Origin of the sequence: Phenylobacterium kunshanense, from assembly GCF_003254525.1 — a bacterium.
Lineage (GTDB): Bacteria > Pseudomonadota > Alphaproteobacteria > Caulobacterales > Caulobacteraceae > Phenylobacterium > Phenylobacterium kunshanense.
Genome location: NZ_QFYS01000002.1, coordinates 384,887 through 408,113, shown reverse-complemented (window position 1 = coordinate 408,113; position 23,227 = coordinate 384,887). Strand labels below are relative to the sequence as shown.

Annotated in this window: 19 protein-coding genes; 10 read left to right on the top strand and 9 right to left on the bottom strand. The window is 68.6% G+C overall.

Annotated features, from left to right (window positions below):
* Positions 1-23 precede the first annotated feature (23 nt).
* Positions 24-614: a GTP cyclohydrolase I FolE gene (gene folE, locus DJ019_RS06290; protein WP_111275124.1), complete on the top strand. Its 591-nt coding sequence runs from the start codon at positions 24-26 to the stop codon at positions 612-614.
* Positions 615-689: 75 nt separating this feature from the next.
* Here the strand turns inward: folE and DJ019_RS21155 are convergent, their stop codons facing one another.
* From DJ019_RS21155 to ykgO, 3 genes are all read right to left on the bottom strand, one after another.
* Positions 690-1,340, bottom strand: coding sequence for a PEPxxWA-CTERM sorting domain-containing protein (locus tag DJ019_RS21155; protein ID WP_205854096.1), 651 nt, complete (start codon positions 1,338-1,340; stop codon positions 690-692).
* A gap of 141 nt (positions 1,341-1,481) precedes the next feature.
* Positions 1,482-2,084, bottom strand: coding sequence for an HAD family hydrolase (locus DJ019_RS06280; protein ID WP_111275123.1), 603 nt, complete (start codon positions 2,082-2,084; stop codon positions 1,482-1,484).
* Between the two features lie 10 nt (positions 2,085-2,094).
* Positions 2,095-2,220, bottom strand: a complete 126-nt coding sequence (ykgO, locus tag DJ019_RS06275) for a type B 50S ribosomal protein L36 (protein ID WP_012523667.1) — start codon at positions 2,218-2,220, stop codon at positions 2,095-2,097.
* A 142-nt stretch (positions 2,221-2,362) separates the two neighbouring features.
* Between ykgO and DJ019_RS06270 the strand changes: the two genes are divergently transcribed.
* Positions 2,363-3,673 (top strand): lytic murein transglycosylase, encoded by a 1,311-nt coding sequence (locus DJ019_RS06270; protein ID WP_111275122.1) that lies wholly within the window; start codon positions 2,363-2,365, stop codon positions 3,671-3,673.
* On the opposite strand, the gene DJ019_RS06265 is transcribed toward DJ019_RS06270, so the two are convergent.
* Positions 3,670-4,992 carry an MFS transporter gene (locus DJ019_RS06265; RefSeq protein WP_111275503.1) on the bottom strand — a complete coding sequence of 441 codons (1,323 nt, stop codon included), beginning with the start codon at positions 4,990-4,992 and terminating at the stop codon, positions 3,670-3,672. The genes DJ019_RS06270 and DJ019_RS06265 overlap by 4 nt on opposite strands.
* A 109-nt stretch (positions 4,993-5,101) precedes the next feature.
* On the opposite strand from DJ019_RS06265, the gene motA reads away from it, so the two are divergent.
* The 4 genes from motA to DJ019_RS06245 all read left to right on the top strand — a co-directional run bounded on the left by motA (position 5,102) and on the right by DJ019_RS06245 (position 8,684).
* The gene (motA, locus tag DJ019_RS06260; protein ID WP_111275121.1) at positions 5,102-5,971 is read left to right on the top strand and encodes a flagellar motor stator protein MotA; all 870 of its coding nucleotides are present in this window, start codon (positions 5,102-5,104) and stop codon (positions 5,969-5,971) included.
* Positions 5,972-6,146: 175 nt separating this feature from the next.
* Positions 6,147-6,386, top strand: a complete 240-nt coding sequence (locus DJ019_RS06255) for a hypothetical protein (protein WP_111275120.1) — start codon at positions 6,147-6,149, stop codon at positions 6,384-6,386.
* A 70-nt stretch (positions 6,387-6,456) separates the two neighbouring features.
* A complete protein-coding gene (mnmC2, locus tag DJ019_RS06250) occupies positions 6,457-8,235 on the top strand; it encodes a tRNA (5-methylaminomethyl-2-thiouridine)(34)-methyltransferase MnmC2 (protein WP_111275119.1) in 1,779 nt (592 codons plus the stop codon).
* Positions 8,236-8,288: 53 nt separating this feature from the next.
* Complete coding sequence (locus DJ019_RS06245) at positions 8,289-8,684, top strand: DUF6491 family protein (protein ID WP_240606385.1); 396 nt, start codon at positions 8,289-8,291, stop codon at positions 8,682-8,684.
* A gap of 73 nt (positions 8,685-8,757) precedes the next feature.
* Here DJ019_RS06245 and DJ019_RS06240 read toward each other — a convergent pair whose 3' ends face one another.
* Complete coding sequence (locus DJ019_RS06240; RefSeq protein ID WP_165843912.1) at positions 8,758-11,889, bottom strand: TonB-dependent receptor domain-containing protein; 3,132 nt, start codon at positions 11,887-11,889, stop codon at positions 8,758-8,760.
* On the opposite strand from DJ019_RS06240, the gene DJ019_RS20905 reads away from it, so the two are divergent.
* Positions 11,888-12,058, top strand: a complete 171-nt coding sequence (locus tag DJ019_RS20905; RefSeq protein WP_165843911.1) for a hypothetical protein — start codon at positions 11,888-11,890, stop codon at positions 12,056-12,058. The two genes, DJ019_RS06240 and DJ019_RS20905, sit on opposite strands and share 2 nt — an antisense overlap.
* A gap of 102 nt (positions 12,059-12,160) precedes the next feature.
* Here DJ019_RS20905 and DJ019_RS06235 read toward each other — a convergent pair whose 3' ends face one another.
* The gene (locus DJ019_RS06235) at positions 12,161-15,118 is read right to left on the bottom strand and encodes a TonB-dependent receptor domain-containing protein (protein ID WP_165843910.1); all 2,958 of its coding nucleotides are present in this window, start codon (positions 15,116-15,118) and stop codon (positions 12,161-12,163) included.
* A 213-nt stretch (positions 15,119-15,331) separates the two neighbouring features.
* Positions 15,332-18,373 (bottom strand): TonB-dependent receptor domain-containing protein, encoded by a 3,042-nt coding sequence (locus DJ019_RS06230; protein WP_111275115.1) that lies wholly within the window; start codon positions 18,371-18,373, stop codon positions 15,332-15,334.
* A gap of 345 nt (positions 18,374-18,718) precedes the next feature.
* Between DJ019_RS06230 and DJ019_RS06225 the strand changes: the two genes are divergently transcribed.
* The 3 genes from DJ019_RS06225 to DJ019_RS06215 are packed head-to-tail and all read left to right on the top strand — an operon-like array spanning position 18,719 to position 22,237.
* Entirely contained in the window at positions 18,719-19,054 is a 336-nt protein-coding gene (locus tag DJ019_RS06225) for an STAS domain-containing protein (protein WP_111275114.1), read from the top strand.
* Positions 19,055-19,074: 20 nt separating this feature from the next.
* Positions 19,075-20,037, top strand: a complete 963-nt coding sequence (locus tag DJ019_RS06220) for an MBL fold metallo-hydrolase (RefSeq protein WP_111275113.1) — start codon at positions 19,075-19,077, stop codon at positions 20,035-20,037.
* Complete coding sequence (locus DJ019_RS06215) at positions 20,012-22,237, top strand: CHASE2 domain-containing protein (RefSeq protein ID WP_111275112.1); 2,226 nt, start codon at positions 20,012-20,014, stop codon at positions 22,235-22,237. The genes DJ019_RS06220 and DJ019_RS06215 overlap by 26 nt, the downstream gene beginning before the upstream one ends.
* Here the strand turns inward: DJ019_RS06215 and DJ019_RS06210 are convergent.
* Complete coding sequence (locus tag DJ019_RS06210; protein ID WP_111275111.1) at positions 22,194-22,766, bottom strand: OmpA family protein; 573 nt, start codon at positions 22,764-22,766, stop codon at positions 22,194-22,196. The two genes, DJ019_RS06215 and DJ019_RS06210, sit on opposite strands and share 44 nt — an antisense overlap.
* Positions 22,763-23,200 (bottom strand): FecR family protein, encoded by a 438-nt coding sequence (locus DJ019_RS06205; RefSeq protein ID WP_111275110.1) that lies wholly within the window; start codon positions 23,198-23,200, stop codon positions 22,763-22,765. The genes DJ019_RS06210 and DJ019_RS06205 overlap by 4 nt, the downstream gene beginning before the upstream one ends.
* Positions 23,201-23,227 lie beyond the last annotated feature (27 nt).

Below are 23,227 nucleotides of genomic sequence, written 5' to 3'. Positions count from 1 at the left end.
AGGCGGATGGACGCGGAGGACGCATGACGGACGAAACCCGCCGGAAGGTGACCGAGGACGACGCATTGGCCGCCGTGCGGACGCTCATCGAATGGGCGGGGGACGATCCCGACCGCGAGGGGCTGCTGGACACTCCGCGCCGCGTGGTGAAGGCCTACCGCGAGCTCTTCGCCGGCTATGACGCCGATCCCCGCGAGTATCTCGAGCGCACCTTCGAGGAGGTGGGCGGCTACGATGAGCTGGTCCTGTTGCGGGACATCCGCGTGGTCAGCTTCTGCGAGCACCACATGCTGCCGTTCCTCGGGAAGGCCCACGTGGGCTACCTGCCGAGCGACCGGGTGGTGGGCATCTCCAAGCTGGCGCGGGTGGTGCACGGCTTCGCGCGGCGCCTCCAGATCCAGGAGAAGCTCACCGCCGAGATCGCCGAGGCGATCCAGGACATCCTGAACCCCAAGGGCGTCGGGGTGGTGATCGTCTCCGAACACAGCTGCATGACCATGCGCGGCGTCAACACGCCCGGCTCGCGCCTGACCACCAGCAGCCTGCTGGGGGCGGTGCGCGATGATCCGCGGACGCGGCAGGAGTTCTTCGACCTGGTCCGCCAGGGGGACTGAGGCCGGCTCCCGAAAAAGGAGCGGCCCCCCGCCGGGGAAACGGGGGGCCCAGGGCTCGACCAGTGGAGAGAGTGACTAGGCGAGCGAGAGAGCGTTGCGACGGCGAAGGACTGCGCCCGCGGCGCCGAAGCCCATGATCATGAAGGCCCAGGTCGCCGGCTCGGGCACCGCCGCGAAGTTCGCCGCGGCGTTATCGACCTCGAACGAGTTGGACGACGAGGACAGGATCACCTGGCTGACCTTGTAGTCGCCGAAGTCGAAATTGATGCGCTTGCCCCACGACCACGCCTGGCTGGTGTCGCCCTGGAACATCTGCGTCCCGTTGATGGTCTGGTCGAAGCCGGCGCCGATGAACCGGATCGAGTTGTAGGTGTCGGGCGAGCCCATGTAGAGGCTGAAGCTCGACATCAGGCGCGTGGAGGTGAACGTCGCCGACTTGCCGCCCGGCACGGTCAGGTAGTTGGTCGGATCGTTCGGGAGAGTCCCGCTGTAGCCGCCCACGCCTTCGTTCACGCCCACGGTCGCGCCGTTGAGGGTCAGGGTGACGAAATCCACCAAGGTGGCGTCCTGGTCGGCCGGGTTGTTGAAGTCCGCGATCAGGGTCTGGCCGGCCGGCAGGGTGTTGGGGTCACCGACGCTCACATGGGTGACGACGACCGCGGCGGAGGCGGGCGCGGCGATGACCACGGCGGCGGTGGCGAGCAGGGCGCTGAGGGTAAGACGCATCGTCAGGATCCAATTCTGGCGACGAACCCCGCTCAGGGAGCCCGTACAGGTTTGAGACAGAACACAGCTACTTCGCAGCCCTCTCTGCGAACGGCGTGCCAGTTTGTGTCTGGGTGAGGGGCCGGACGGTTCCGGCCGCGCTCAGAGCAGCCCGCGCGCCTCGAGGGCGGGCTGCAGGGTCGCCGGATCCGTGAAGTGGTGGACGTCGAAGCCCAGCCCCCGTGCGGTCTCGATGTTGCGGGCGCTGTCGTCCACGAAGAGGAAATCGCCGGGAGCCAGGCCGAAGCGCTCGCAGCAGAGGCGGAAGATGGCCGGGTCGGGCTTCATCACGCCTTCGAACCCCGAGGCCACCACCCCGGCCAGGCGGCCGAACGCGGGACTCATCGCCACGGTCGCGTCGAACGTCTCATGGCTGATATTGGAGAGGCCGTACTGCGGGACGCCGCGCGCGTGCAGCGCCTCGACGGCCGCCTCTGTCTCGGCGATCGGCCCTGAGAACATCTCGTCCCAGCGTTCGTGCCAGGCGCGGATCTCGGCTTCGTGGTGCGGGTGGAGGGCGGCGAGCCTGGCGACGTTTTCGGCGAAGGTCAGGCCACAGTCGGTCGGGGCGTGCCACTCCATGGTGCACACCTCGGACAGGAACCGGTCGCAATGGACCGGATCAGGAAATATCTTGGAATAGAGCGTGCGCGGGTTCCAGCGCACGATGACATTGCCGAAGTCCCAGAGCAGGGCCTTCGGCACGCCCCGTTTCTCAGCCCTGCTTGGCCTTGAAGCGCGGGTCGGTCTTGTTGATCACATAGACCCGGCCCTTGCGGCGCACGAGCTTGCAGTCGCGGTGGCGAGTCTTGAGCGACTTGAGCGAGCTTCTGACCTTCATGACCGTATCTTCAAGCGGGCCGCGGGCGGCCGGTTGGCGAACAAGAGCGGGCGCATATACGGGGAGGCCCCGCTTGAGTCAACCGGACGGCCTGACGCCGTTGTGATTGGGTCGGCCGGCGACGCGCCTTAGATTCATTCGGATGCGTCGCAGTCTCCTCGTGCCCGTCCTCGTCCTGTCCGGTTGCGCCACCCCGCCCCGGCCCCTGCCCCAGGCGCCCGCGCCCGTCGTCGCCGCGCCCGCGGCGTCGCAGGCCGCCGTGCCGGCCGCCCAGCCCTCCATCGCCCCCCCGACGGCCTCGGGCGACATGATCTTCGACGCCTGGGCCTCCGAGTTCCAGGGCCGCGCGCTGGCCGCGGGCGTCGATCCGGACGTGCTGCGGCGGGAAATGGCCGGCCTCAGCCCCGACCCGCGGGTCGCGGCTCTCGACAGCCGCCAGCCCGAATTCTCCAAGCCCATCGGCGACTACCTGCGGGGCGTGGTCACCGCCGACCGGCAGACGATCGGCCAGCGCCGCGCCGCCAGCGTGGCCGAGTTCGGCGCCATCGAGCAGCGGTTCGGCGTGCCGCGCGAGATCCTGCTTGGCGTCTGGGCGCTGGAGAGCGGCTTCGGCTCGCTCCAGGGCGACAATGACGTCCTGCGCTCCCTGGCCACCCTGGCCGCCCAGGGCCGCCGGCGCGCCTGGGCCGAGGGCGAGATGATCGCGGCGCTGAAGATCATCCAGTCCGGCGAGCACCCCCGCGCGCGCCTGAAGGGCTCCTGGGCCGGCGCCATGGGGCAAACCCAGTTCATCCCCACCACCTTCCTCTCCACGGCGGTCGATCAGGACGGCGACGGTCGGCGCGACATCTGGGGCTCGGCGCCCGACGCCCTGGCCTCCGCCGCCAACCTGCTGGCCAAGGCGGGCTGGGCCCGTGGCCAGAGCTGGGCGCGCGAGGTGACCGTGCCGGCGGGCTTCGACTTCAGCCTGACCGAGGGTCCCCAGGAGACGCCGGACTGGTGGGCGCAGAAGGGCGTCCGCCGGGCCGACGGCCAGGTCTGGTCGGCGGCCGACGCCACGGCCAAGGCCCAGTTCATCGCGCCCGCCGGCGCCGGCGGGCCCCTGTTCCTGGTCTTCCCGAACCACTTCGCCATCCGCCAGTACAACAACAGCATCGCCTACGCTTTGGGTGTGGGTCTGCTGGCCGACCGGATCGGCGGCGCGCCGCCCCTGTCGCGCCCCTGGCCGGCGGAGACGCCCCTGGCCCTGGTCGACCGCATGACGGCCCAGCGCGCCCTCGCCGCCCTCGGCTTCGATCCGGGCGCGCCCGACGGGGTCGTGGGCATGGGCACGCGCAAGGCGTTGCGTGAGTGGCAGAAGGCCCGTGGCCTGACCGCCGACGGCTATCTGTCGCCGGACATGGTGCGCCGGCTCAAGGCCGAGGCGGACGCAAAGCCCGCTACCGCGCCTTAACCCGTCCCGCCCTCGTCGCTCTTCTCGAGCGTGGCGATGGCCGTCGCCTCCCGCGTCGCGGGCTTGGGATCGGCGTTCTTCAGGGCGGTGTTGCGGAAGGCGTAGACCAGCATCCAGCCCATGAGGGCAGTGTTGAGCAGGAACGGCAGCGGGCCGTAGTGCTGGTAGAGGAAGACGAAGGCCGGCGCGAAGATCACATTGATGCCGTTCACGGCGGCGATCGCGCCGGCGACGCGGGCCTGCTCGTCGATGCCGACGGCGATGGACGAGCCGGCGGTGAACCCGGGCCGGGCGAAGCCGAAGCCCAGGCTGGACAGGGCGTAGCCGGTCACCACCGTGTAGAAGCCGATGTCGTTCGCAGGGGCCAGGGCGACGATCAGGTTGCCGGCCGCCGCGATCCCCACGCCCCAGCGCAGGAGCTGGCGCGGCGTCATCTCGAACATCCGGATCAGGCCCCACTGGGCCAGCAGCCCCGCCACCGCGCCGAACATCATGGCGACGGCGATGTAGAACTGGGCCTCGGCCGGGGACTTGCCCAGCTTGTCGATGATCAGGAAGCCCAGGGTCTGCGCCTGGGCCGTCTGGCAGGTGGCGACGATGAACCCGTAGACCAGGAATGGCGTGATGCGCGGGTCGCGCCACATCGGCCGCTCCTTCGCCGCGCCGCCGACCACCGGCCGGCGGGGACGCTGGGCCTCGGCGGCCACCCGCTGGTCGGGTAGCCAGCGCCAGACCACGAACAGCATGGCCAGGGCGATCAGCGCGAAGATGAAGAGCGGCCCCGCCAGGCCCACCACCGGCAGGATGAACAGGGGCGCCAGGAACGGTCCGATCACCGTGCCCATGCCAAAGGCGCCGGCCAGGCTGGCCATCGCCTGGGTGCGCCCCTCGGGCGGCGTGCGCTCGGCCACATAGGCCTGGGTCGCCGGATTGCTCGCCGCGCCGAAGAGACCGAACAGCGCCCGCGCCAGCAGGAAGAGCACGAAGATGACCATCGGCGCCGCCAGATGGCGGAGCCCCGCACTGACCACCACGCCGCACAAGGTCATCGACACCATGAAGCCCGCCAGGCCCACCATCATCAGCGGCTTGCGCCCGTGCCGATCGGAGGCCCGCGCCCATCCTGGGGACGAGGCCGCCCAGAGGAGCGCCGACAGGGAGAAGATGGCCGAGACCATCGCGTCGGGGATGCCGATCGAGCGGCCGATGGCCGGCAGCACGGAGATCAGCCCCGTATTGCCCATGGCCGTCGCCATGGACACGGCGAAGATGATCGCAAAGGACCGCCGGGGCAGCGCGCCGGCCGCGGAAGTGGCCATGCCCATCGCTTAAGGGCGTTCCGGCGGCGCGGCAATTGCGCCGCAGCCGCGCGCTCACCGAGGATTAAGCATTAACGGCCATTCTCCCGGCGCGTCCCCGGGGGAGTCCATGTTCCAGATAATCGGTCTCGTGCTGCTGTTCGGCATGGTGTTCGGCAGCTACATCCTGGCTGGCGGCAACATGGGCGTGATCCTGCACGCCTTGCCCCACGAGATGATGGCCATCGGCGGCTCGGGCATCGCGGCCTTCCTGATCTCCAACTCGATGTCGACCATCAAGGGCGTCGGCGGCGGCATGGGCAAGGTGTTTGGCGGTCCCAAGTGGAAGGCGTCGGACTACCGCGACCTGCTCGCGCTGCTCTTCCTGCTCACCAAGACGATGAAGTCAAAAGGCGTCATCGCGCTGGAAAGCCACATCGAGAATCCCAAGGAATCGACGATCTTCAGCCGCTTCCCGAAGATCATGAAGGACCACTTCGCGATCGATTTCATCTGCGACACGCTGCGGATGATGACCATGAACCTCGAAGACCCGCACCAGGTCGAGGACGCCATGGAGAAGCAGCTCGAGAAGCATCACCACGAAGCCCTGGCGCCCAGCCACGCGATGCAGAACCTCGCCGACGCCCTGCCGGCGCTCGGCATCGTCGCCGCCGTGCTGGGGGTCATCAAGACGATGGGCTCCATCACCGAGCCGCCCGAAGTGCTAGGCGGCATGATCGGCGGCGCGCTGGTCGGCACCTTCCTTGGCGTGTTCCTGGCCTATGGCATGGTCGGCCCGATGGCCACGCGCATGAAGGAAGTGGTCGAGGAGGAGGGCGCGTTCTATCGCATCATCCAGGCCGTGCTCGTGGCTCACCTGCACGGTAACGCCGCCCAGATCTCGGTCGAGATCGGTCGCGGCAACGTGCCGTCGGACTCCCAGCCCAGCTTCCTGGAACTGGAAGAAGCCCTCTCCAACATTCCCACCGAGGCCTGATCTCCACCCCAATCGCCCTTCAGGGGAAAAGTGATCACAAGTCCGTGACTTTTGGTCTTGTCATCACGCCCTCGTGAGGGGTATCACTGCCGTTGCGTCGGGGGGAGGTTGTTCCCATCCAGTTCGGCGGGAATGTCCGACCGGCGCCTGACACACCGACCAGAGGACCAGGGATATGACCAAGCAACTGCTGATCGCCGCCGCCGCGATGCTCGCCCTCGCCGCTTGCCAAAAGAAGGAAGAGGCCCCGGCTGAAGCTCCGGCCGCTGAAGCCGCCGCTCCGGCCGAAGCCGCTCCGGCCGCCGACGCCGCCGCTGCCCCGGCCGCCGACGCCGCCGCTGCTCCGGCTGCCGACGCCGCTGCCGCTCCGGCCGCCGACGCCGCTGCCGCTCCGGCCGCGCCGGAAGCGAAGTAAGCGCCTCTACGCGCTACGCGTTACGGAAGGGCCGCCCTCGGGCGGCCCTTCTTCGTTTTGAGATCTCCCGATGAGCGCGGACAGCCCGCTTTCCTGGACCGAGGACGGCCAGCCCCGCTCACGCCTGTTCGGCGACGTCTACTTCTCGGCCGAGGACGGTCTCGCCGAGACCCGGGCCGTCTTCCTGCACGGATGTGGCCTGCCTGACGCCTGGCTCGGGCGGCGTCGGTTCGTGGTTGCGGAACTGGGGTTCGGCACGGGCCTCAACATCGCCGCCCTGCTCGACCTGTGGCGGACGAGCCGCCCGGCGGACGCTCACCTCCATGTCTTCTCGATCGAGGCCTTTCCGATCACCGCGGATGAAGCGGCGCGGGCGCTCGCCCGCTGGCCGGAACTGTCGGAGATCGCGGACCTGCTGGTCCGCCGCTGGCCCGGCCGGGCGCGCGGCCGCCACCGGGTCGACCTTCCCGAGTTCTCCGCGACGCTGGACCTGGCCGTGATGGACGCCGCCGAGGCGCTGTCGGGATGGCAGGGAAGTGCCGACGCCTGGTTCCTGGATGGGTTCTCGCCCGCGCTGAACCCCCAGATGTGGAGCGACGAGGTGCTGGGGCTGGTGGCCGCGCGGTCGGCGCCCGGCGCCCGCGCGGCCACTTTCACCGTCGCCGGACATGTCCGCCGAGGCCTCGCCGCCGCCGGGTTCGCCGTCGAGAAGCGCCCAGGCTTCGGCCGCAAGCGGGAACGCCTGGAAGCCCGCATGCCGGGCGCCGCACACGATGCGCCCCGCCGGCGCGTGGCCGTGGTCGGGGCCGGCATCGCCGGGGCTTCCCTGGCGCGTGCGATCCGCGCACTCGGGGACGAGCCGATCGTGGTCGAGGCCGACAGGCCCGGCGCCGGAGGATCGGGGAACCCCGCCGGCCTGGTGACCCCACGGCTGGATGCAGGTCTGGGCGAGGCGGCCCGCCTGTTCGCCCAGGCCTTCGCGCGCGCCACGCAGCTCTACGCCGGCGTTCCCGGCGCGGTGATCCACCAGGGGGTGCTGCAACTTGCCCCGGAGCCCCGCGACGTCGACCGCTTCTCACGTATCGTGGATTCGGATGCGTTCGAGCCCGGCGCGCTCGCCATGCTGGCTCCCGAGGAATCCAGCCGCCGGCTCCATGAAGTAGCGCCCCACGCGCTGGACCAGACCTCCGCCCAGGTCGTGCGCCCGGAGACCATCCTGCAGGCCTGGGTCGGCCAGCCGACGCGGGCGGCCGTGGCCGCGCTGGCGCCGGGTGACGGCTGGCGACTGATCGACCACGACGGCCGTACGATTGTCGAGGTCGACGCCGTCGTCCTGGCCGCCGCGCTGAACTCCCGCCGGCTGGCTCCGGACCTTCCCCTGCAGCCGGTGCGGGGCCAGGCGAGTTGGACGCGCGACGGAACGTCCGGTCCTGCCGCGGCTTGGGGCGGCTACGTCCTGCCGCTGGACGGCGGTCTCCTGTTCGGCGCGACGCATGACCGGGACGATGAGGGCGCCGAGGTGCGCCCGCGCGATCACCAGAGAAACCGGGAGACCCTCAGGGCGGCGCTTCCGGAGCTCGCGGCCCGGATCGCCGATGCGGCGCTCGAAGGCCGCGCCTCGATCCGCGCGGTCACGCCCGACCGCCTGCCTGTCGCCGGCCAGCTCGCGCCCGGACTGTTCGCCCTGACGGGCCTCGGGTCGCGGGGCCTTTCGCTCGCCCCGCTGCTGGCCGAGCACCTTGCGGCGCTGGCCCTGGAAGCGCCGTCCCCGATCACCGCCGCCGCCGCCGATCTGGTGGCGCCCGATCGCTTCGCCCGGCGCGCGGCGCGGCGGGGCGCTTCCAGCTAGGCCGATCGCCCGTATAGTCTCCAAGGGGCTCCCCGGGGCAACGGGATCTGACGATGCGTATGAGAAACTCCCTCTCCCTCGGCGCCGCCGCACTGGTGGCCTATGCCCTGCCGGCCGCGGCCAAGACACCGCCCGAAGCGGCGAAGGCGCCACGGGAGTGCTTCTGGACGGACCGGGTGACCAACTTCGCCTCCGACGACGATCGCACCGTCTATCTGCGCGTCGGGGTGAAGGAGGTGTGGCGCCTTGAGATGCTCGGCCGCTGCACGGACGTCGACTGGAGCAATCGGATCGCCGTCCGGTCCCGTGGCGGCTCGCACATCTGCAGCGGCCTGGACGCCGAGATCATCGCGCCCAGCCCCATCGGCCCGCAGCGTTGCGCGGTGAAGACGGTGCGCAAGCTCACACCGGAGGAGATCAAGGCCCTGCCCAAGAAGGCGCGGCCCTGACGCCCTGGGCGCGTGAACGCGAAGGGGGCGCCGGTCGCCCGACGCCCCCCGCACGCTTGTCGCGTCTTCGAGGTCAGAAGCGCTTCTTGACGCCGATCTCGATCACCCGGCCCAGCGGGTTACCCGAGGTGTAGTCGTAGTTGTACTGGCTGGGCGCGTAGGGCGGGTCCTTGTCGAAGATGTTCTGGACGCTGGCCGTGATGACCGAGTCCCAGGGCGCTTCCCACCGCACGATGAGGTCGTGCTGCCAGAAGTTCTTCGACTTGCCGACCGGCACGAGATCGCGCCCGGCGCAGGACGTCGAGGCCCCGGCGCAACCGGCCGCCGTGGTGGTCGCGCCGGCATTGGGCACGGTCACGAACAGCGGCGAACCGAAGGCCGGGGAGGTGCCTTCCGCAAAGCGGGTCTGCCAGCGCACCGACAGCGGCCCCTTCACGAACGCGGCGAAAGCGTTTGCCTTCAGTTCCGGGTACGAGAAGAAGTCGTTGATCAGGTCAGACAGCCCGGCGCGGTCTTCCGCCGGCGAGATCGCGATATCGGCGCCACGCATGGTCACCGCGCCGCGCTTGTACTCGATCAGGTAGGTGGCCTCGCCGCCGACCGCCCAGCGGCCGTCGAACCAGCCGTCCCAGTCGTACTGGGCGCGGAACTCGAGACCGGACGTATCCGTCGTCGGACCGTTGATCACGAAGCTCCGGAGACGCGCCACATTGCCTGCCCCGCACGTCCCAGCGAAGGTGAAGCGCGCCTGCAGGGCGGCGAACGCCGGGTTGTTGCAGTTGGCGCTGGAGCCACCGGGGAACATGGTCGCGTAGAGGCGGGCGCCGCTCTCCTCGATCAGCTCTTCCTTGAACTTGAAGTTGAAGTAGTCGACCGTGGCCGAGAACCCGCCGATCTCGACGATGGCGCCGAGGTTGAAGGTATCGGCCTTCTCGGGCTTCAGGTCGGGATTGCCGCAGCTCTGGAATGCGCGATAGGCGCTGCCCAGCACGCGCACGCCGTTGTTGCAGTTATTCCCAACCAGGCCCGGTCCAGGCGCCCGGAACGTCGTGCTGGCCGTGCCGCGCAGGGCCAGCCAGTCGACCACCTGCCACTTCACCGCGACCTTGGGGTTGGTCGTGGAGCCGATGGCGCCCTGGTAGTCCTCGTGCCGGATCGCGAAATTGACGTTCACCGCATCCGTCACGGGGAACTGCAGTTCGGCGAAGATCGCCTTCACGTTGGCGTCGTCGTCCCGGTCGGTGTTGGAGCCGAAGAACTGCAGGGGGCCGCTTTCGTCGGCGCACGACGCCCGGTCCGGGCAGGGATTTTCGTCCGAGTTGAACAGCGCGCCGTACTTCCGGACTTCCTGGGTGTAGCGGTACTGCGCGCCCACGGCCCAGGCCACCGGCCCACCTGGGAGCTCGATGCCGCTCTCGCCGGACAACACGACGTCGGCCACCAGGAGCTTGTTGGTCAGGACGTTCGTGTAGTTGCCGTATAGCCAGGCGACCACCTGCGGGTCGTTGGCGACGGCCGAGTTGAAGAACGGGTTCGCCGCCCCGTTCACGGCGCTGGTGGCGATGCCGTTGGTGAAGGGGTTGAAGTAGTAGCAGCCCAGGGCCGCGTTGCCGGCGCCGGAGGTGAAGTTGGCCGTCTCGGCGGCGGTGCAGCCACCCGGATCGTCCGCCTTGGCGCCGAAGCCGCGCAGCGCGAGCTGGATATTGCGAACCAGAAGATCGTTCGTATTCGAGGTGTTCTTCTGCTCCATGTAGGTCAGGGAGGTGTCGTAGTTGATGTTCCCGAACACCTTGCCCTTGAAGCCGCCCGAGATCCGGAACGCATCGTTCTGGATCGACTGGTGGTCGGCCTTGTCGGGGTTGAGCGGGTGGCCCGCGAAGGCGATGGCCCGCCAGCCGAGCTGAACGATATCGACGCCGCGAGCGCCCAGCGGCGCGCCGGGCTGGGCGCCGGCGGCGCTGTTGGCCGTGGCGCGCACGGCCGCGCACTGGGCGGCGGTCAGCGGCGCGGCGCAGCTGTTGAGCAGGGCCACGAGCCCCGGGTGGTTCGCCGGGATGTTATAGGGGACCGAGAAGTTCGGCCCGCTCGGCGCCGTCGGCGAGAACGAGGTGCCGCCCACCGAGACCGGTGAGGGATACTGGGCGGTCAGGTTGGCTGGCGAGATGCGCTGGAGCGGCGTGTCGTTCTTGGTCCAGGCGACCTCGCCGTGAAACGACATGTTCTCCGAGAGGTCGAAGTTGACCTCGCCATATAGCTGATAGTGGTCTTCCTCGTTCACCAGGTCGTTGAAGTTGGAGAACTGGAACCGGCAGGTGGAGTTGCTGGCGGCCGGATTCTGGGCGCCGGTCGGGACAGCGACCGTGGCCGTGGCGCCCTGGCCCAGTGTGCCAGCCAGCGGGTTCTGGAACGTGACGTTGTTGGTCAGCGTGCCGCCCAGCTCCTCGCACCCATTGTCGCGGAAGAGGTTGGCGCCGGCCAGGAACAGGCCAGGGTTCGACGCGCCGGTCCAGCCGCCGGCGCCCGCATAGCCGCCGAAGTCGAACGAGCGGATGGCCCAGTCTCGATCGTGGATGTCGAGGCGCGAGCGATGGCGGTACCCGGCGGTCAGCAGGACGTTGCCGTTGTCGAACTGCTTGCCCCAGGCGCCGTCCAGCCGGTAGTCGCCCTTCGATCCGTCGATGAACGAATACTCGCCGTCGACCTCGAAGCCGCTCAGGTCCTTGCGGGTGATGAAGTTCACGACGCCCCCGATGGCGTCCGAACCGTAGGTCGCCGCGGCGCCGTCCTTGAGGATTTCGATGCGGCCGACCGCAGCCGTCGGAATGAAGTTGAGGTTCGCGCCGCCGCCCTGGAACGCCGCCACCGGGCTGTCGGCGAGCCGCCGGCCATTCATCAGCGTCAGGGTGCGCGAGGCGCCGAAGCCGCGCAGGTTGATCGTCGCCGTGCCGGCGCCGCCGTTATAGCGGTTGCTCTCGCCCAGGGCCGACTGCGAGGAGGTGACGTTCTTGACCAGCTGGACGACGGTCGGGGAGCCCTGCTCTTCCAGGTCCTCAGCGCTCAGAACGTCCACCGGCAGCGCGGCGTCCTCCGGCGTACCCGCGATGAAGGAGCCGGTCACGACCACTTCTTCGATCTCGTTGGTCGTGGTGGCCTGGGACTGCGCGGCGGCCGGCGCCGCCATGCCTACCGCCAGGACGACAGCCATGGCGGATCCGCTGCAGAAATACCTGCGTTTCGTCATCAATATTTCCTCCCGCAGGGGCCGTCCGCCTCTGACGGGCGGAAATTCGGTCACCCCTGACGGGCCGATGATCCGCAGAAAAACCGGTTTGCGCCAGCAAAATAACGCTAGGGAAGGCGTACCGGACTTATGAATCGTACCGAATGTTGGATTTTGCCCACACCCGCCGGGCAAAGAAAAACGCCGCCGGGCGGACCCGGCGGCGTCGAGAGTGTTGATTGAGGTCGCGGCGCGATCAGAACTTCTTGCGCACGCCCACCTTGAAGGACCGGCCGTACGGGTTGCCGATGAAGGGGTCGTAGCCCGCTTCCAGGCGCGCCGCGGACGGGTCGCGATCGAAGATGTTGAAGACCGACGCGGTGACCGTGGTGTCCCAGGGCAGCTGGATCCGGTAGGTCATGTCGAAGGTGTAGAACTCCTTCACCTTGAGGCCGATCGTCGTGAGCGCGCAGTTGGTGGCGATGCCCGCCTGGGCGTTGGCCACGTTGCAGTTCGTCGACGAGCCGGTCTGGACCGTGGTCGGGCCGCGGTTGTCGGTGGCCCCGCCCACATAGGTCAGGTCGAGGCGCAGGTTGTGGTCGCCGCGCGCGTATTCGGCATAGGCCGCGCCACGCAGCTTCGACACCGTGCCCGGGAAGCGGTCGTAGTTCGTGAAGCCCAGGGCGCTATAGGCCGAGGACACGAACACGCCGTTCAGCTCGAACTCCCCGATGTCGTACTTCACCAGCCGGCTGAACGAGACGCCGAGGGTGACGTCGCCGCCCATCACGTCGTTCATCTTGTAGTCGACGCTGCCGTCGATGCCGGTCACCTTCAGGCGCGGGCCGTTCACGGTGTCGGACCGAACCCGCTGGATGTCGTTGCCGATCGTCACGCCCTGAACGCAGGCGTTGTTGTTGTTGAAGGTGATGAGGTCGCGCAGCGGGCTGGAGCAGTTGACGATCTGCGTGCCGTTGCCGACGCCGCCGACCGCCGTCGCCACGATCTGGGCCGGCACCTGGGTGATCTGGTCTTCGATGTTGAAGTGCCAGTAGTCCCCGATGATGCGCAGGCCGCCCGCCTGGAAGATGGCGCCCACATTGTAGGTGAACGCCTTTTCCGGGCCGACCGCGGGATTGCCGGTGAAGTCGACCGACTTGAAGCTATTGCCCGCGGCCTGGATGCCGCTGAGGCCCGTCACGGCGCTCGCCGACCGGTTCCCCGGCGTCGGGCCGCGGAAGGTGGTGCCGACCGAGCCGCGCAGGGCGAAGGCGTCGGTGAGCTGCCACTTCAGGGCCACCTTGGGATTGACGGTGGAGCCCGTCAGGCCCCCGTAATCCTCGTAACGGATCGCCGCCTGGGCGTTGATCGTGTCGGTGATCGGCAGATTGGTTTCAGCGAAGAAGGCGTAGACCGAATCCTCGAGCTGCGAGGGCACGCCCTGGCCGAGGAAGATGTACGGACCGGTCGCCAGAGCGCAGGTCGTCACCCCCGGAACGGGGCACGGGTTGACCCGGACGTCCTGGAACGGGCTGCGGTACTCGACCGACGACTCCTGCGTCCGGTACTGGCCGCCGGCCGCCCAGCCGATCGCGCCGCCCGGCAGCTCGATCGGCAGCTCGCCGTTGAACACCAGGTCGACGACGAAGAGGTCCTGGGTGTTCTTGGTCTCCGAGCCGCGCTCGAACAGGTAGTCGAGCAGCTCAGGGCTGTTGGCGTTGGCCGGGACGAAGCCCGGATTGGAGGCCCCGATGGACGGATTGCCCGCGTAGCCGTTCGAGAACGGGTTGAAGTAGAGGCACCCGTTCTGACCCGGCGTGTTGGTGCGGCAGTTGAAGCCGCCCAGGCCGTTCAGCGCCCGCTGGAGGCGGTCGATGAAGATGTCCGGGGTGTGCTGGCGGTTCTCAGTCTTCGAATAGGTGACGCCGAGGTCGTAGCCGATGCCGCCGAACGGAACCTTGCCCGTCAGGCCGGCGGACACGCGGTAGAGCTCGTAGTTGCGGTAGCCGACCTGGCCGCCGTCGTCATAGAGCGGGTTGCCGCCGGCCCCGAGCGGACGGAAGAGCGTCAGCGAGATGCGGCTGGTCGCCGCGATCTGCGCCGCCGACAGGCCGGCCTGCTGCAGAGCCGTGAGGGCGCCGGGGTTGCTGATCGGAGTCGAGAAGACGCCGACGCTGCCCGGACCGTTCGGGCCCTGGATCGGCGGGAAGGCCGGCGAGAACCGCATGTGCGGGATGTCGGTCTTCGACCAGTAGGCCTCGACGTGGAACTTGGTGTCCTCGTTCAGGTCGACGTCGGCCGAACCGAAGATGTGGTAGCGATCCTCGTCCTCGATCAGGTTGTCGAACGGGATATAGGTGAAGTAGCAGGCCGGGGTCGCGCCCGAGAACCCGACGTGACCGCCGACGGCGGCGCAGTTCGGATCCCGCGTCACGCCCGCGGTCGGCGTGCCGGCCGCGCTGAGCGGCAGGAAGGACGGGGGCTGGCCCAGCACCGACCAGCCGGAGGGGTTGGTCAGGTACGGCAGGTACGACCAGTCGCGGTCGGTGGTCTTCAGTTCAGAGCGGCGCTGGTAGCCCGCCGAGAACAGGATGTCGGCGTTGTCGTACGACTTCCCGTAGACGGCGTTCAGCGTGTAGTCGCCCTTCGATCCGTCGACGAGGCGGTAGTCGCCGCTGACTTCCAGCCCATCGAAATTCTTGCGGGTGATGAAGTTCACGACCCCGGCGATGGCGTCCGAACCGTACGTCGCGGCCGCGCCGTCCTTCAGCACCTCGACCCGGCCGATGGCCGAGACCGGCAGCAGGTTGGTGTCGACGCCGCCCGAACCGGCGCCGGCCGAGACCGTGACGCGCCGGCCGTTGACCAGAACGAGCGTCCGCTGGCTGCCGATGCTGCGCAGGTTGATCGTGCCAGCGCCGACCTGGCCCTGGGCGGTGGTCGAGAACTGGTTGGTGTCGCCGAGCACAGGGCCGCTGACCGGCAGGCTCTTGATGAGCTCGATGGTGTTGGGCGAGCCCCGACGCTGGAGTTCGTCGGTGCCGATCACTTCGACCGGCAGCGCGGCGTCTTCAGGCGTGCCGCGGATGAACGAACCGGTGACGACGACTTCCTCGACGACGGAGGCGTCCTGGGCGGCCGCCGGCGAGGCCAGGCCCATTGCGAAGGCGACGGCCACGAGGGAGCCGCCGCAGTACAGACTGCGTGTGTTCATGGATTGTGTTCCTTCCCCTCCCGCGGCCACGGCCCGCATCTGACTGCGCGGGTCCGCTCCCGGGATCGCCTCATGATCCACTGGTCCGTCAAAAAAAGATACCGGCGTTTGCAAAAACACCGGTGTTTCAAAACCGACAAACCCTTACGCCGTAAGCGAAAGCGCCGCCGGCGGACCGGCGGCGCTCGCTCATTCTGGGTTACAGCGGATCCGTCAGAAGCGCTTCTTCACGCTCAGCTTGAACGTCCTGCCGAGCGCATTGCCGGTAAACGGATCGTAGTTGAGGTCCAGCCGCGCGAACGACGGATCCTCGTCGAACAGATTGTCCACCGAGAGCGTCGCCGTGGTGTCCCACGGCAGCTCGACGCGATAGTCGAGCTCGGCAAGGACCATGGACTTGATCGTCTGCCCCTTGGTCACGACCTGGCCGCTGACCGGATTGGGAACCAGGATCGAGGCGCGCTGATCCTTGTAGGAGTCGATGTAGTTGAGCGTGAAACGGAGGTTGTGGCGTCCGCGGGAGTATTCGACGAAGGCCGACCCCTTCCACTCCGGCAGCGATGTCGCCGAAAGCTGATAGTTGAGGAACCCGGCGGCGTCATAAGCCCGCTCGACCACGACGCCTTCCACCTGGAAGTCTCCGATCTTGTACTCGAGCGTATAGGTCGCAGAGCCGCCGACCCGGAGCTCGCCGCCGAAGACGTCGCCGAAATCGTAGTTGGCGAGGACGTCGATGCCGGAGGTCTTCACCGCCGGCCCGTTGACGACCTGGGTCCGGACCCGCGCGATGTTGGCCGTGGCGCAGGCGCCCTGGAAGGTGAAGCGCGACTTCAGGCCGGCGAACGAGGCGCTGTTGCAGGGGTGGCTAGGATCCGTGACCGCCAGGCCGGCGGGGAACATGGTGTTCACGATCGACCCCGAGGGCTCGCCGACGATCGGATTGCTGAAATCGAACCGCCAGTAGTCGACGGTCGCCTTGAAGCGCCCGACGTTGACGATCGCGCCCACCGAGTAGGTATCCGCCGTCTCGGCGTCCAGGTTCGGGTTGCCGAAGAAGTCGATCGCCCGGAAGGAGCCCGCGATGAAGCTGAGACCCGTGACGCTGGAGTTCGTGAGCGAGGTGAGCGGCGGCCCCCGGAAGGTGCTGCCCAGCGATCCGCGGATCGCCAGCCAGTCGACGATCTGCCACCGGGCCGTCGCCTTGTAGTTGGCGGTCGAGCCCACGGCCTCATAGTCCTCGTAGCGCACCGCGAGCTGGACCTGGATGTCGTCGGTGATCGGCACGGCCAGTTCCGCGAATCCGGCCCAGACGTTCCGGCTCAGCTCCTGTTCCTCGCCCGTGCCCAGGAAGACGAGGGGGCCGTTGCGCACGGCGCACGACGTGGTTCCCGTCACGGGCGTATCGATGCAGGGCGTGACGTTGATGTCGTTGAGCGCGCTGTACTGGGAGTCGAACATGTCGCGGCGGAACTGCATGCCCGCGGCCCAGGCGACGTTTCCGCCCCCCAGGGCGATGCCCGTCTCGCCGTTCAGCACCGCATCGGCGACGACGAGGCGCGCCGTCTGCTTTGTCGCGACCTGCGGGAAGAACCAGCGGATCAGGTCCGGATTGTTGACCAGCGCCGAGTTGAACGACGGGTTGGTCTGCCCGGTGATCTGGTTGGCCTGCACCCCGTTCGAGAACGGATTGAAGAAGTGGCAGCCGAGGGCGGCGTTCCCGGCGTTGGTCGTGAAGTTCGCCGTCTCGGCGGCGGTGCACCCGCCGGGGTCGGACGCCAGGCTGCCGAAGCCCCGTAGCGCGAGCTGGAGGCGGGAGACGACCGTGTCGTAGCCGGTCCGCCGGGCGACTTCCTGGCCGTAGGTCAGGGCGACGTCATAGCCCATGCCCCAGATGCCGAGGTCGCCCTTGAAGCCGCCGGAGACGCGGTAGGCCTCATACTGGCGCAGCCCCTCGGACGAGCCCTCGTTCTGCGGACCAAAGATGGGATTGCCGCCGAACGAGATCGGCCGGTAGAGCACGCCTGGGATGTGCACGCCCTGCGCCGCCGCCGGGATCGCCCCCGGGTTGGCGGCCTGATACGCGATGAAGCCGGGGTTGTTGGAGGGCACGAACCAGCCAAGCAGCACGCCCGGCGTCAGCGATCCCACGGTCGGATTGGTCGTCGCCGTCGGTGTCTGCAGCGAGAGGTAGGACGGCGAAGTCTTCCAGTTGGGCATGTCGGTCTTCGCCCACAGCGCCTCGATATGGAAGCTGTGGTTCTCGCTCAGATCGAAATTGGCCTCGCCGTAGAGTTGGTATCTGTTCTCCATCTCAACGATGTTGTCGTAGTCGGTATAGTGGAACCGGCACGACTGGATGGCGCCCGGCACCGGGATGCCGCCCAGGGCGGAACAGCCCACGTCCACGGCCCCCAGCACACCTGGCGTCGACGTGCCGATCGGGACCCAGGTCCCGGCCGCATTGCGAGCGATCGGGACATAGCCCGTCACCGAGCTGCCGCCGGACCAGCCACCCTCGGGGTTCTCGGTGAACGGACGCGACGCCCAGCTCCGGTCGGTGACCTTTAGCTCGGAGCGATGCTGCCAGCCCGCGCTCAGCAGGATGTTGCCGTTGTCGAAGGTCTTCCCCCAGAGCGCGGAGGTTTCGTAGTTGCCCTTCGAGCCGTCGATCAGGCTGTAGCTTCCGCCCAGCTCGAGGCCATTGAAGTTGCTGCGGGTGATGAAGTTGACCACCCCGCCGATCGCGTCCGAACCATAGGTGGCCGCCGCGCCTTCCTTGAGGATCTCCACGCGGCCGATCGCGGCCTGCGGCAGGGTGTTCGTGTCGACGATGCCGGCGCCCGCCTGGCCGAACGGGTTGGGCGACATGCGGCGACCGTTGAGCAGCACCAGGGTGCGCGCCGCGCCCAGGCCCCGCAGGTTGATCGATCCCGAGCCTTCGGACCCCTGCGCGCGCGTGTCGAACTGGTTGGTGTCGCCCAGCACGCCGCTGGAAACCGACAGGTTCTTGATCATCTCCAGAGTCGATGGGGAGCCCTGTTTCTCCAGATCCTCCTGGCTGATGACATCGACCGGCAACGCCGCGTCCTCCGGCGTGCCGCGGATGAACGAGCCGGTGACCACCACCTCGCCGATTTCGGTCGGCCCCGCCTGGTTGGCCGCCTGCGCGGCCTGGGCATGCGCCTGCGTGGCCACGCCACCCGCCGCCAGCGCCGCAATAGCGGACGCGCTGCAGAAGAATCTGCCTCTTCTCATCACTTTCCTCCCCTCGGCAGCCTCTGTGGTGGGCCGGCCTGAGTAGCGGGATAAGAGGGCGTTTATTTCACGCAGGCTACACAAATTACGTCGTTCGCCCAACGCCGGCCCGTGATCGCGACACTGACGCAACACATTGTGCCGTAAGGGAATGTTCGCGTTCCGACGTTCTTCGAAAGTGACGCAAGCGTCACCTTGCTACCTCAACGAGCATCGTCGCGGTGGAGGACGCTTTCGTCCGACGCGAATCCTGTTGCGCGGTCGCGGCGGACGCATTCACTTTGGAGGTTCGCGGACCTTCGTTCGGGGTGTTCGAAGCCTGCGCGTAGCGCCTGGGGGGGATTTATGGACTTGCGCTGGCAGGTTTCGGTGGAGAGCGGGCGGGTGGTCGGGGTCCCCGCGGGCCGCGTGGACGAGACGACCTGGGAAGCCTTCACGGGACACCTGACGGCCGCGGTCAAGGAAGCCGCCGCCAATGGCGCGCCCCTCGTCGTGGACCTCTCCGGCCTCGATTACATGTCGTCGCGCGGCCTTCGCGCGCTCACCATCGCCCGGCGGGAAGCGGGTGAAACCGTGGCGATCACCCTGGCCGCCCCCAACGCGCGGATGCGCGAGATCCTCGCGATCAGCCGCTACGACAAGCTTTTCAAGATCGCCGACAGCGTCGAGTCCGACATCTGATCGGCGGCGGAGGGGAGCAGATGCTGGTAAGGTTCTGGGGGACGCGCGGGTCCCTGCCCGTCGCGCGTCCGGCGCTGGCCGTGCAAGGCAAGATCGCCCGCGCGCTGGTCGCCGCCAGCGGGCGGAAATTCAATGACGAACTGGAAGCTCACGCCTGGGCCCGGAACAATCTGCCGTTCCATACCTACGGCTCGTACGGAGGGGCCAGCTCCTGCGTGGAGATCGAGGGCGCGGACGGGGCCTTCATCGTCTGCGACATGGGCTCGGGGCTGCGCGAGTTCGGACTCGATGCGGCCCGCCGCTGCGCCGACGGACACCCGCGCGTCTATCACTTCTTCATGTCCCACCTGCACTGGGACCACATCATGGGCTTTCCGTTCTTCGGCCCAGCCTTCGACCCGGGGGCTGAGATCGTCGTCCACGCCGGTCACCCCGACGCCGAGCAGGCGCTGCGGCGTCAGCAGGAGGAGATTTCGTTCCCCGTGCCGTTCGACTGGCTGCGGGCGCGCTTCACCTTCATCACCCATCAGCCCGGCGAGACTTTCCAGGCGGCGGGCCTGACCGTCAGCATGATCGGCCAGCACCATTCGCACGAATCCTACGGTTACCGTTTCGAGCGCGACGGCCGGGCGGTGATCTATTCCACGGACTCCGAGCACAAGCTCGACAACATGGAATCCGAGAAGGCCTTCGAGCACTTCTTCCGCGACGCCGACCTGGTGATCTGCGACACCATGTATTCGCTGGGCGACACCGTCAGCCTTAAGCAGGACTGGGGTCATTCCTCCAACGTCGTGGCGATCGACCTGTGCCACGCCGCCCGGGCCAAGCGCCTGGCCCTCTTCCATCACGAGCCGACCTATTCGGACCGCGACATCCAGCATATGCATGCCGAGTCGATCCGATACGAGGAACTGGTGCGCGCCGACCGGCCGCCGCTGGAGGTGATCTGCGCCTATGACGGCCTCGAGGTCAGGGTCTGAAGCCCACGGGCTTGCGCGGCTAGAGGCCCTGGCCGCGAGCCCGGACAGCGCGCTGGGGGAGCTCGACCCCCGGGCGCGCCTTCGGGTCCGTCTCGCGGGCCTGACCGCGGCGCTCGTCACCGCGCTGGCGGTCCTGCTTGCCGGGCCCTGGCTGCGCCAGCCGCTGTACGACCTCTACCAGGGCCTGGCGCCCGCGCCCGACGTTTCGGAACGCGTCCAGGTGGTGGTGATCGACGCCGACAGCATTCGGGACATCGGTGGTTGGCCCTGGACGCGCTTCTATCTCGCCGCCCTGACCGAACGTATCGCCGAGCGCGGCGCGGCGGCGATCGGCTTCGACCTCCTGTTCGCAGAGCCCGATCGGCACGACCCCGCCGAGTTCGCCGCCGTCTATCCCGAACTGCCGGCCGAGATTGCGCAGCGGCTCCAGGGTCTGCCCTCCGGCGACGCGGCGTTCGGGCGGGCCATCGGTCGACACCCGGTGGTTCTCGCGCGCGCCGGAGTGGCTGCGGAATCCTTCGACCGCGTGGATGGCCGCCAGCAGGCCCTGCCGCCCGAGGCCCGCTTCAAAGGTCCGGCGCCCCTCGGTCTGAAGGCCTACCCGTCCGCGCTGTCCAACATCCCGATCCTCGACGGCGCGCCACTGGGCCATGGCCTGGTGAACGGAGAGCGCGATGCCGACGGCCTGGTTCGGCGCGTGCCGCTGGTCGCCAGGGCTGGCGGCCAGCTGACCCCCGGCTTCGCCGCCGAACTGGTGCGCATCGCCGAAGGCGTCGACCATATCGAACTGGACGGCGACGCCCGCCAGCTGTCGGCCGTGCGCATCGGGCGCCACAGGGTTCCCTCGGCGCCGGACGGGCAGCTGCTCCTGCGGTTCGCTGACTGGCGGACCATCCCGACGGTCTCCGCGGTCGACGTCATGCGCCAAGGCCTGCCGCCCGACCTCTTCAAGGACAAGATCGTGCTGGTCGGGCTGGCCGCCGCGGGCACCTCGGACATCACGAGCACGCCGCGGGCTCGGGCGATCTACGGGGTTTTCGTTCAGGCACAGACGGTCGATTCGATTCTGCGGGGCGCGGGCCTGCGCCGTCCCGCATGGGCGGCGCCGGTCGAGTGGGGCGTGGCCCTGCTGTTCGTCGGCCTGTCGTTCTTCGGCGTGCCGCGGGCGCCGATCGGGCCGGTCGTCGCGTTCGCCGGGATCGAAGTGGCGGGCGTGTTCGGCGCGAGCCTGTGGGCCTTCCACAACAACCTGCTCGTCGATCCCTTCCCGATGCTCCTGCCCGGCGCCGCCAACTCGGCGGTAATGGTGACGCTGCTGTTCGTGGAGGGGCGTCGCGTGCAGCGACGGCTGCGGACGGCGCTGGAAGACGAGCGCCTGTCCGCGGCGCGCATCTCCGGTGAGCTGGCGGCGGCCAGCGAGATCCAGTCAGGGATGCTGCTTCCCCGGACGGAACTCGCGCGCATCTCGCCGGCGGTGGAGATCGACGCGGTCCTGCAGTCGGCGAAGACAGTCGGTGGGGACCTGTACGACGCCTTCGCGTTCGACGACGGCCGGATCTGCTTTCTGGTGGGCGACGTCACCGGCAAGGGAGTCCCGGCCTCCCTGTTCATGGCCCTCTCGAAGGCGTTGTCGCGCAGCCTGCTGATGCGGCCCAACACGGGCCTGGCCGCCGCCGTGGCCGAGATCAATGCCGAGCTGTCGCGCGACAACCGCCAGGCCATGGCCGTTTCCCTGCTCGTGGGCGTGTTGCGGCCGTCGGACGGCGCCCTCGAGCTCTGCTGCGCCGGCCACGAGAATCCTCTCGTCATCGGTGCGGATGGCGGGATCCGAGAGCTCGACCTGGACGGCGGCCCGCCGCTCTGTGTCGACGAGTCCTTCCCCTATCCAGCCGAGACTCATCGTCTGGCGGCGGGCGAGACCCTGGTGGCGTTCACCGACGGACTGACCGAGGCCCAGACGCCGGACGGCCGCATCTTCAGCCGCCAGGATCTACGGGACGCGATGGCGGAGGCCGCCCGCGCGACGACCCTGCCGGCCATGCTGGACGCCCTGGTGGCGCGTGTCCGGGCTTTCGAAGCCGGGGGCGAGCCGAGCGACGACCTGACGGTCCTCGCCGTGCGGCTCCGCGCCGTTCAGCCCGGGGCGAACGGATCGCTCAGCGGAGGATCACTTCCACCCGGCGGTTCCCGGACTCGCTGACATTGTCGGCGGTCGGCACGCGCAATTCGCGTTCGCCGCGGCCGACCACCCGAGAGTTCTCCACGGGGAGCCCATCCTTGACGAGGGCGGCCCGAACCTCGACCGCGCGGTCGTACGAGAGCTTGTCGTTGAACTCGGTCTCGCCCACCGTGTCGGTGTGACCGATGATCTGAACGTCGGTCTCCGCCGTCACCGCGCGCCGCAGCGCCTCCAGCACCGGCTTGGATTCCTCGGTGATCTGGACCGTTCCCTCGTAGAAGTAGAGCACGTAGGCGCGGGGCGGGTACGGCATACGCGACATCAGGTCGGCGTAGCGGTCCCCGCGGGCGGGCCGCACCGTCACGGTCTTGCCGCCGACGCGCGCCATGGTGTTCGCTGCGGTGAGCTGCCCCTGCTCGGCGCCGGTGTCCTGGTCGTACACGGCGACGGCCCCGGTCGGCCCGCCGGCTTCATCGTTGAGCAGGGTGACGGTGGAGGTCGCGCAGCCGCTCAGAAGGCCCGCAGCCGCCGCGAAGGCCAGCACCCTCATTTCACTTCCACCACGAAGCGGGTGCCGCGCGCCGCAAGCAGCGACGTCGGCGTCCGGACCTTCATGGCGTCCTTGTTTTCCTTGGCGATCTGGCCGGACACCACACCCAGGGTGCCGCGATCGAGAGTGGTGAGGGACTTGCCCCTGTGGGTGGTGTCGTCGAACTCGAATTCGCTGAGGGCCACGCGACTGTTCGGGCCGATCGCAAAGCGGCTGTTGTCGACGAAGGTGACGCCGACGCGCCCGTTCGGTCCCGTGGCTAGCACATCGCGAACTTCGAGCTTCAGGCCCGGCGTGGCTGGTGTCACCACCTTGCCCCGCACGACGTTCACCTGCCCCACGACTGTCTTGATGCGGCCGATCTCAGCCAGGGCCACGCTTGGCGTCGACAGGCCGATGGCGATCAGCAATCCTGCGACGAGCGCACCCCGCATCCACCTCTCCCTGCTCACAGGCTAGTC

Bases quoted from the DNA above. Each gene is read 5' to 3' on its own strand.
- DJ019_RS06215 (WP_111275112.1), top strand. From the start codon at position 20,012: ATGACGGCCTCGAGGTCAGGGTCTGAAGCCCACGGGCTTGCGCGGCTA.
- DJ019_RS06255 (WP_111275120.1), top strand. From the start codon at position 6,147: ATGACCAAGCAACTGCTGATCGCCGCCGCCGCGATGCTCGCCCTCGCC.
- DJ019_RS20905 (WP_165843911.1), top strand. From the start codon at position 11,888: ATGGCGGATCCGCTGCAGAAATACCTGCGTTTCGTCATCAATATTTCC.
- DJ019_RS06220 (WP_111275113.1), top strand. From the start codon at position 19,075: ATGCTGGTAAGGTTCTGGGGGACGCGCGGGTCCCTGCCCGTCGCGCGT.
- motA (WP_111275121.1), top strand. From the start codon at position 5,102: ATGTTCCAGATAATCGGTCTCGTGCTGCTGTTCGGCATGGTGTTCGGC.
- DJ019_RS06230 (WP_111275115.1), bottom strand. From the start codon at position 18,373: ATGAGAAGAGGCAGATTCTTCTGCAGCGCGTCCGCTATTGCGGCGCTG.
- DJ019_RS06225 (WP_111275114.1), top strand. From the start codon at position 18,719: ATGGACTTGCGCTGGCAGGTTTCGGTGGAGAGCGGGCGGGTGGTCGGG.
- folE (WP_111275124.1), top strand. From the start codon at position 24: ATGACGGACGAAACCCGCCGGAAGGTGACCGAGGACGACGCATTGGCC.
- DJ019_RS06210 (WP_111275111.1), bottom strand. From the start codon at position 22,766: ATGAGGGTGCTGGCCTTCGCGGCGGCTGCGGGCCTTCTGAGCGGCTGC.
- DJ019_RS06235 (WP_165843910.1), bottom strand. From the start codon at position 15,118: ATGAACACACGCAGTCTGTACTGCGGCGGCTCCCTCGTGGCCGTCGCC.
- ykgO (WP_012523667.1), bottom strand. From the start codon at position 2,220: ATGAAGGTCAGAAGCTCGCTCAAGTCGCTCAAGACTCGCCACCGCGAC.
- DJ019_RS21155 (WP_205854096.1), bottom strand. From the start codon at position 1,340: ATGCGTCTTACCCTCAGCGCCCTGCTCGCCACCGCCGCCGTGGTCATC.
- DJ019_RS06205 (WP_111275110.1), bottom strand. From the start codon at position 23,200: ATGCGGGGTGCGCTCGTCGCAGGATTGCTGATCGCCATCGGCCTGTCG.
- DJ019_RS06270 (WP_111275122.1), top strand. From the start codon at position 2,363: ATGCGTCGCAGTCTCCTCGTGCCCGTCCTCGTCCTGTCCGGTTGCGCC.
- DJ019_RS06265 (WP_111275503.1), bottom strand. From the start codon at position 4,992: ATGGCCACTTCCGCGGCCGGCGCGCTGCCCCGGCGGTCCTTTGCGATC.
- mnmC2 (WP_111275119.1), top strand. From the start codon at position 6,457: ATGAGCGCGGACAGCCCGCTTTCCTGGACCGAGGACGGCCAGCCCCGC.
- DJ019_RS06245 (WP_240606385.1), top strand. From the start codon at position 8,289: ATGCGTATGAGAAACTCCCTCTCCCTCGGCGCCGCCGCACTGGTGGCC.
- DJ019_RS06240 (WP_165843912.1), bottom strand. From the start codon at position 11,889: ATGGCTGTCGTCCTGGCGGTAGGCATGGCGGCGCCGGCCGCCGCGCAG.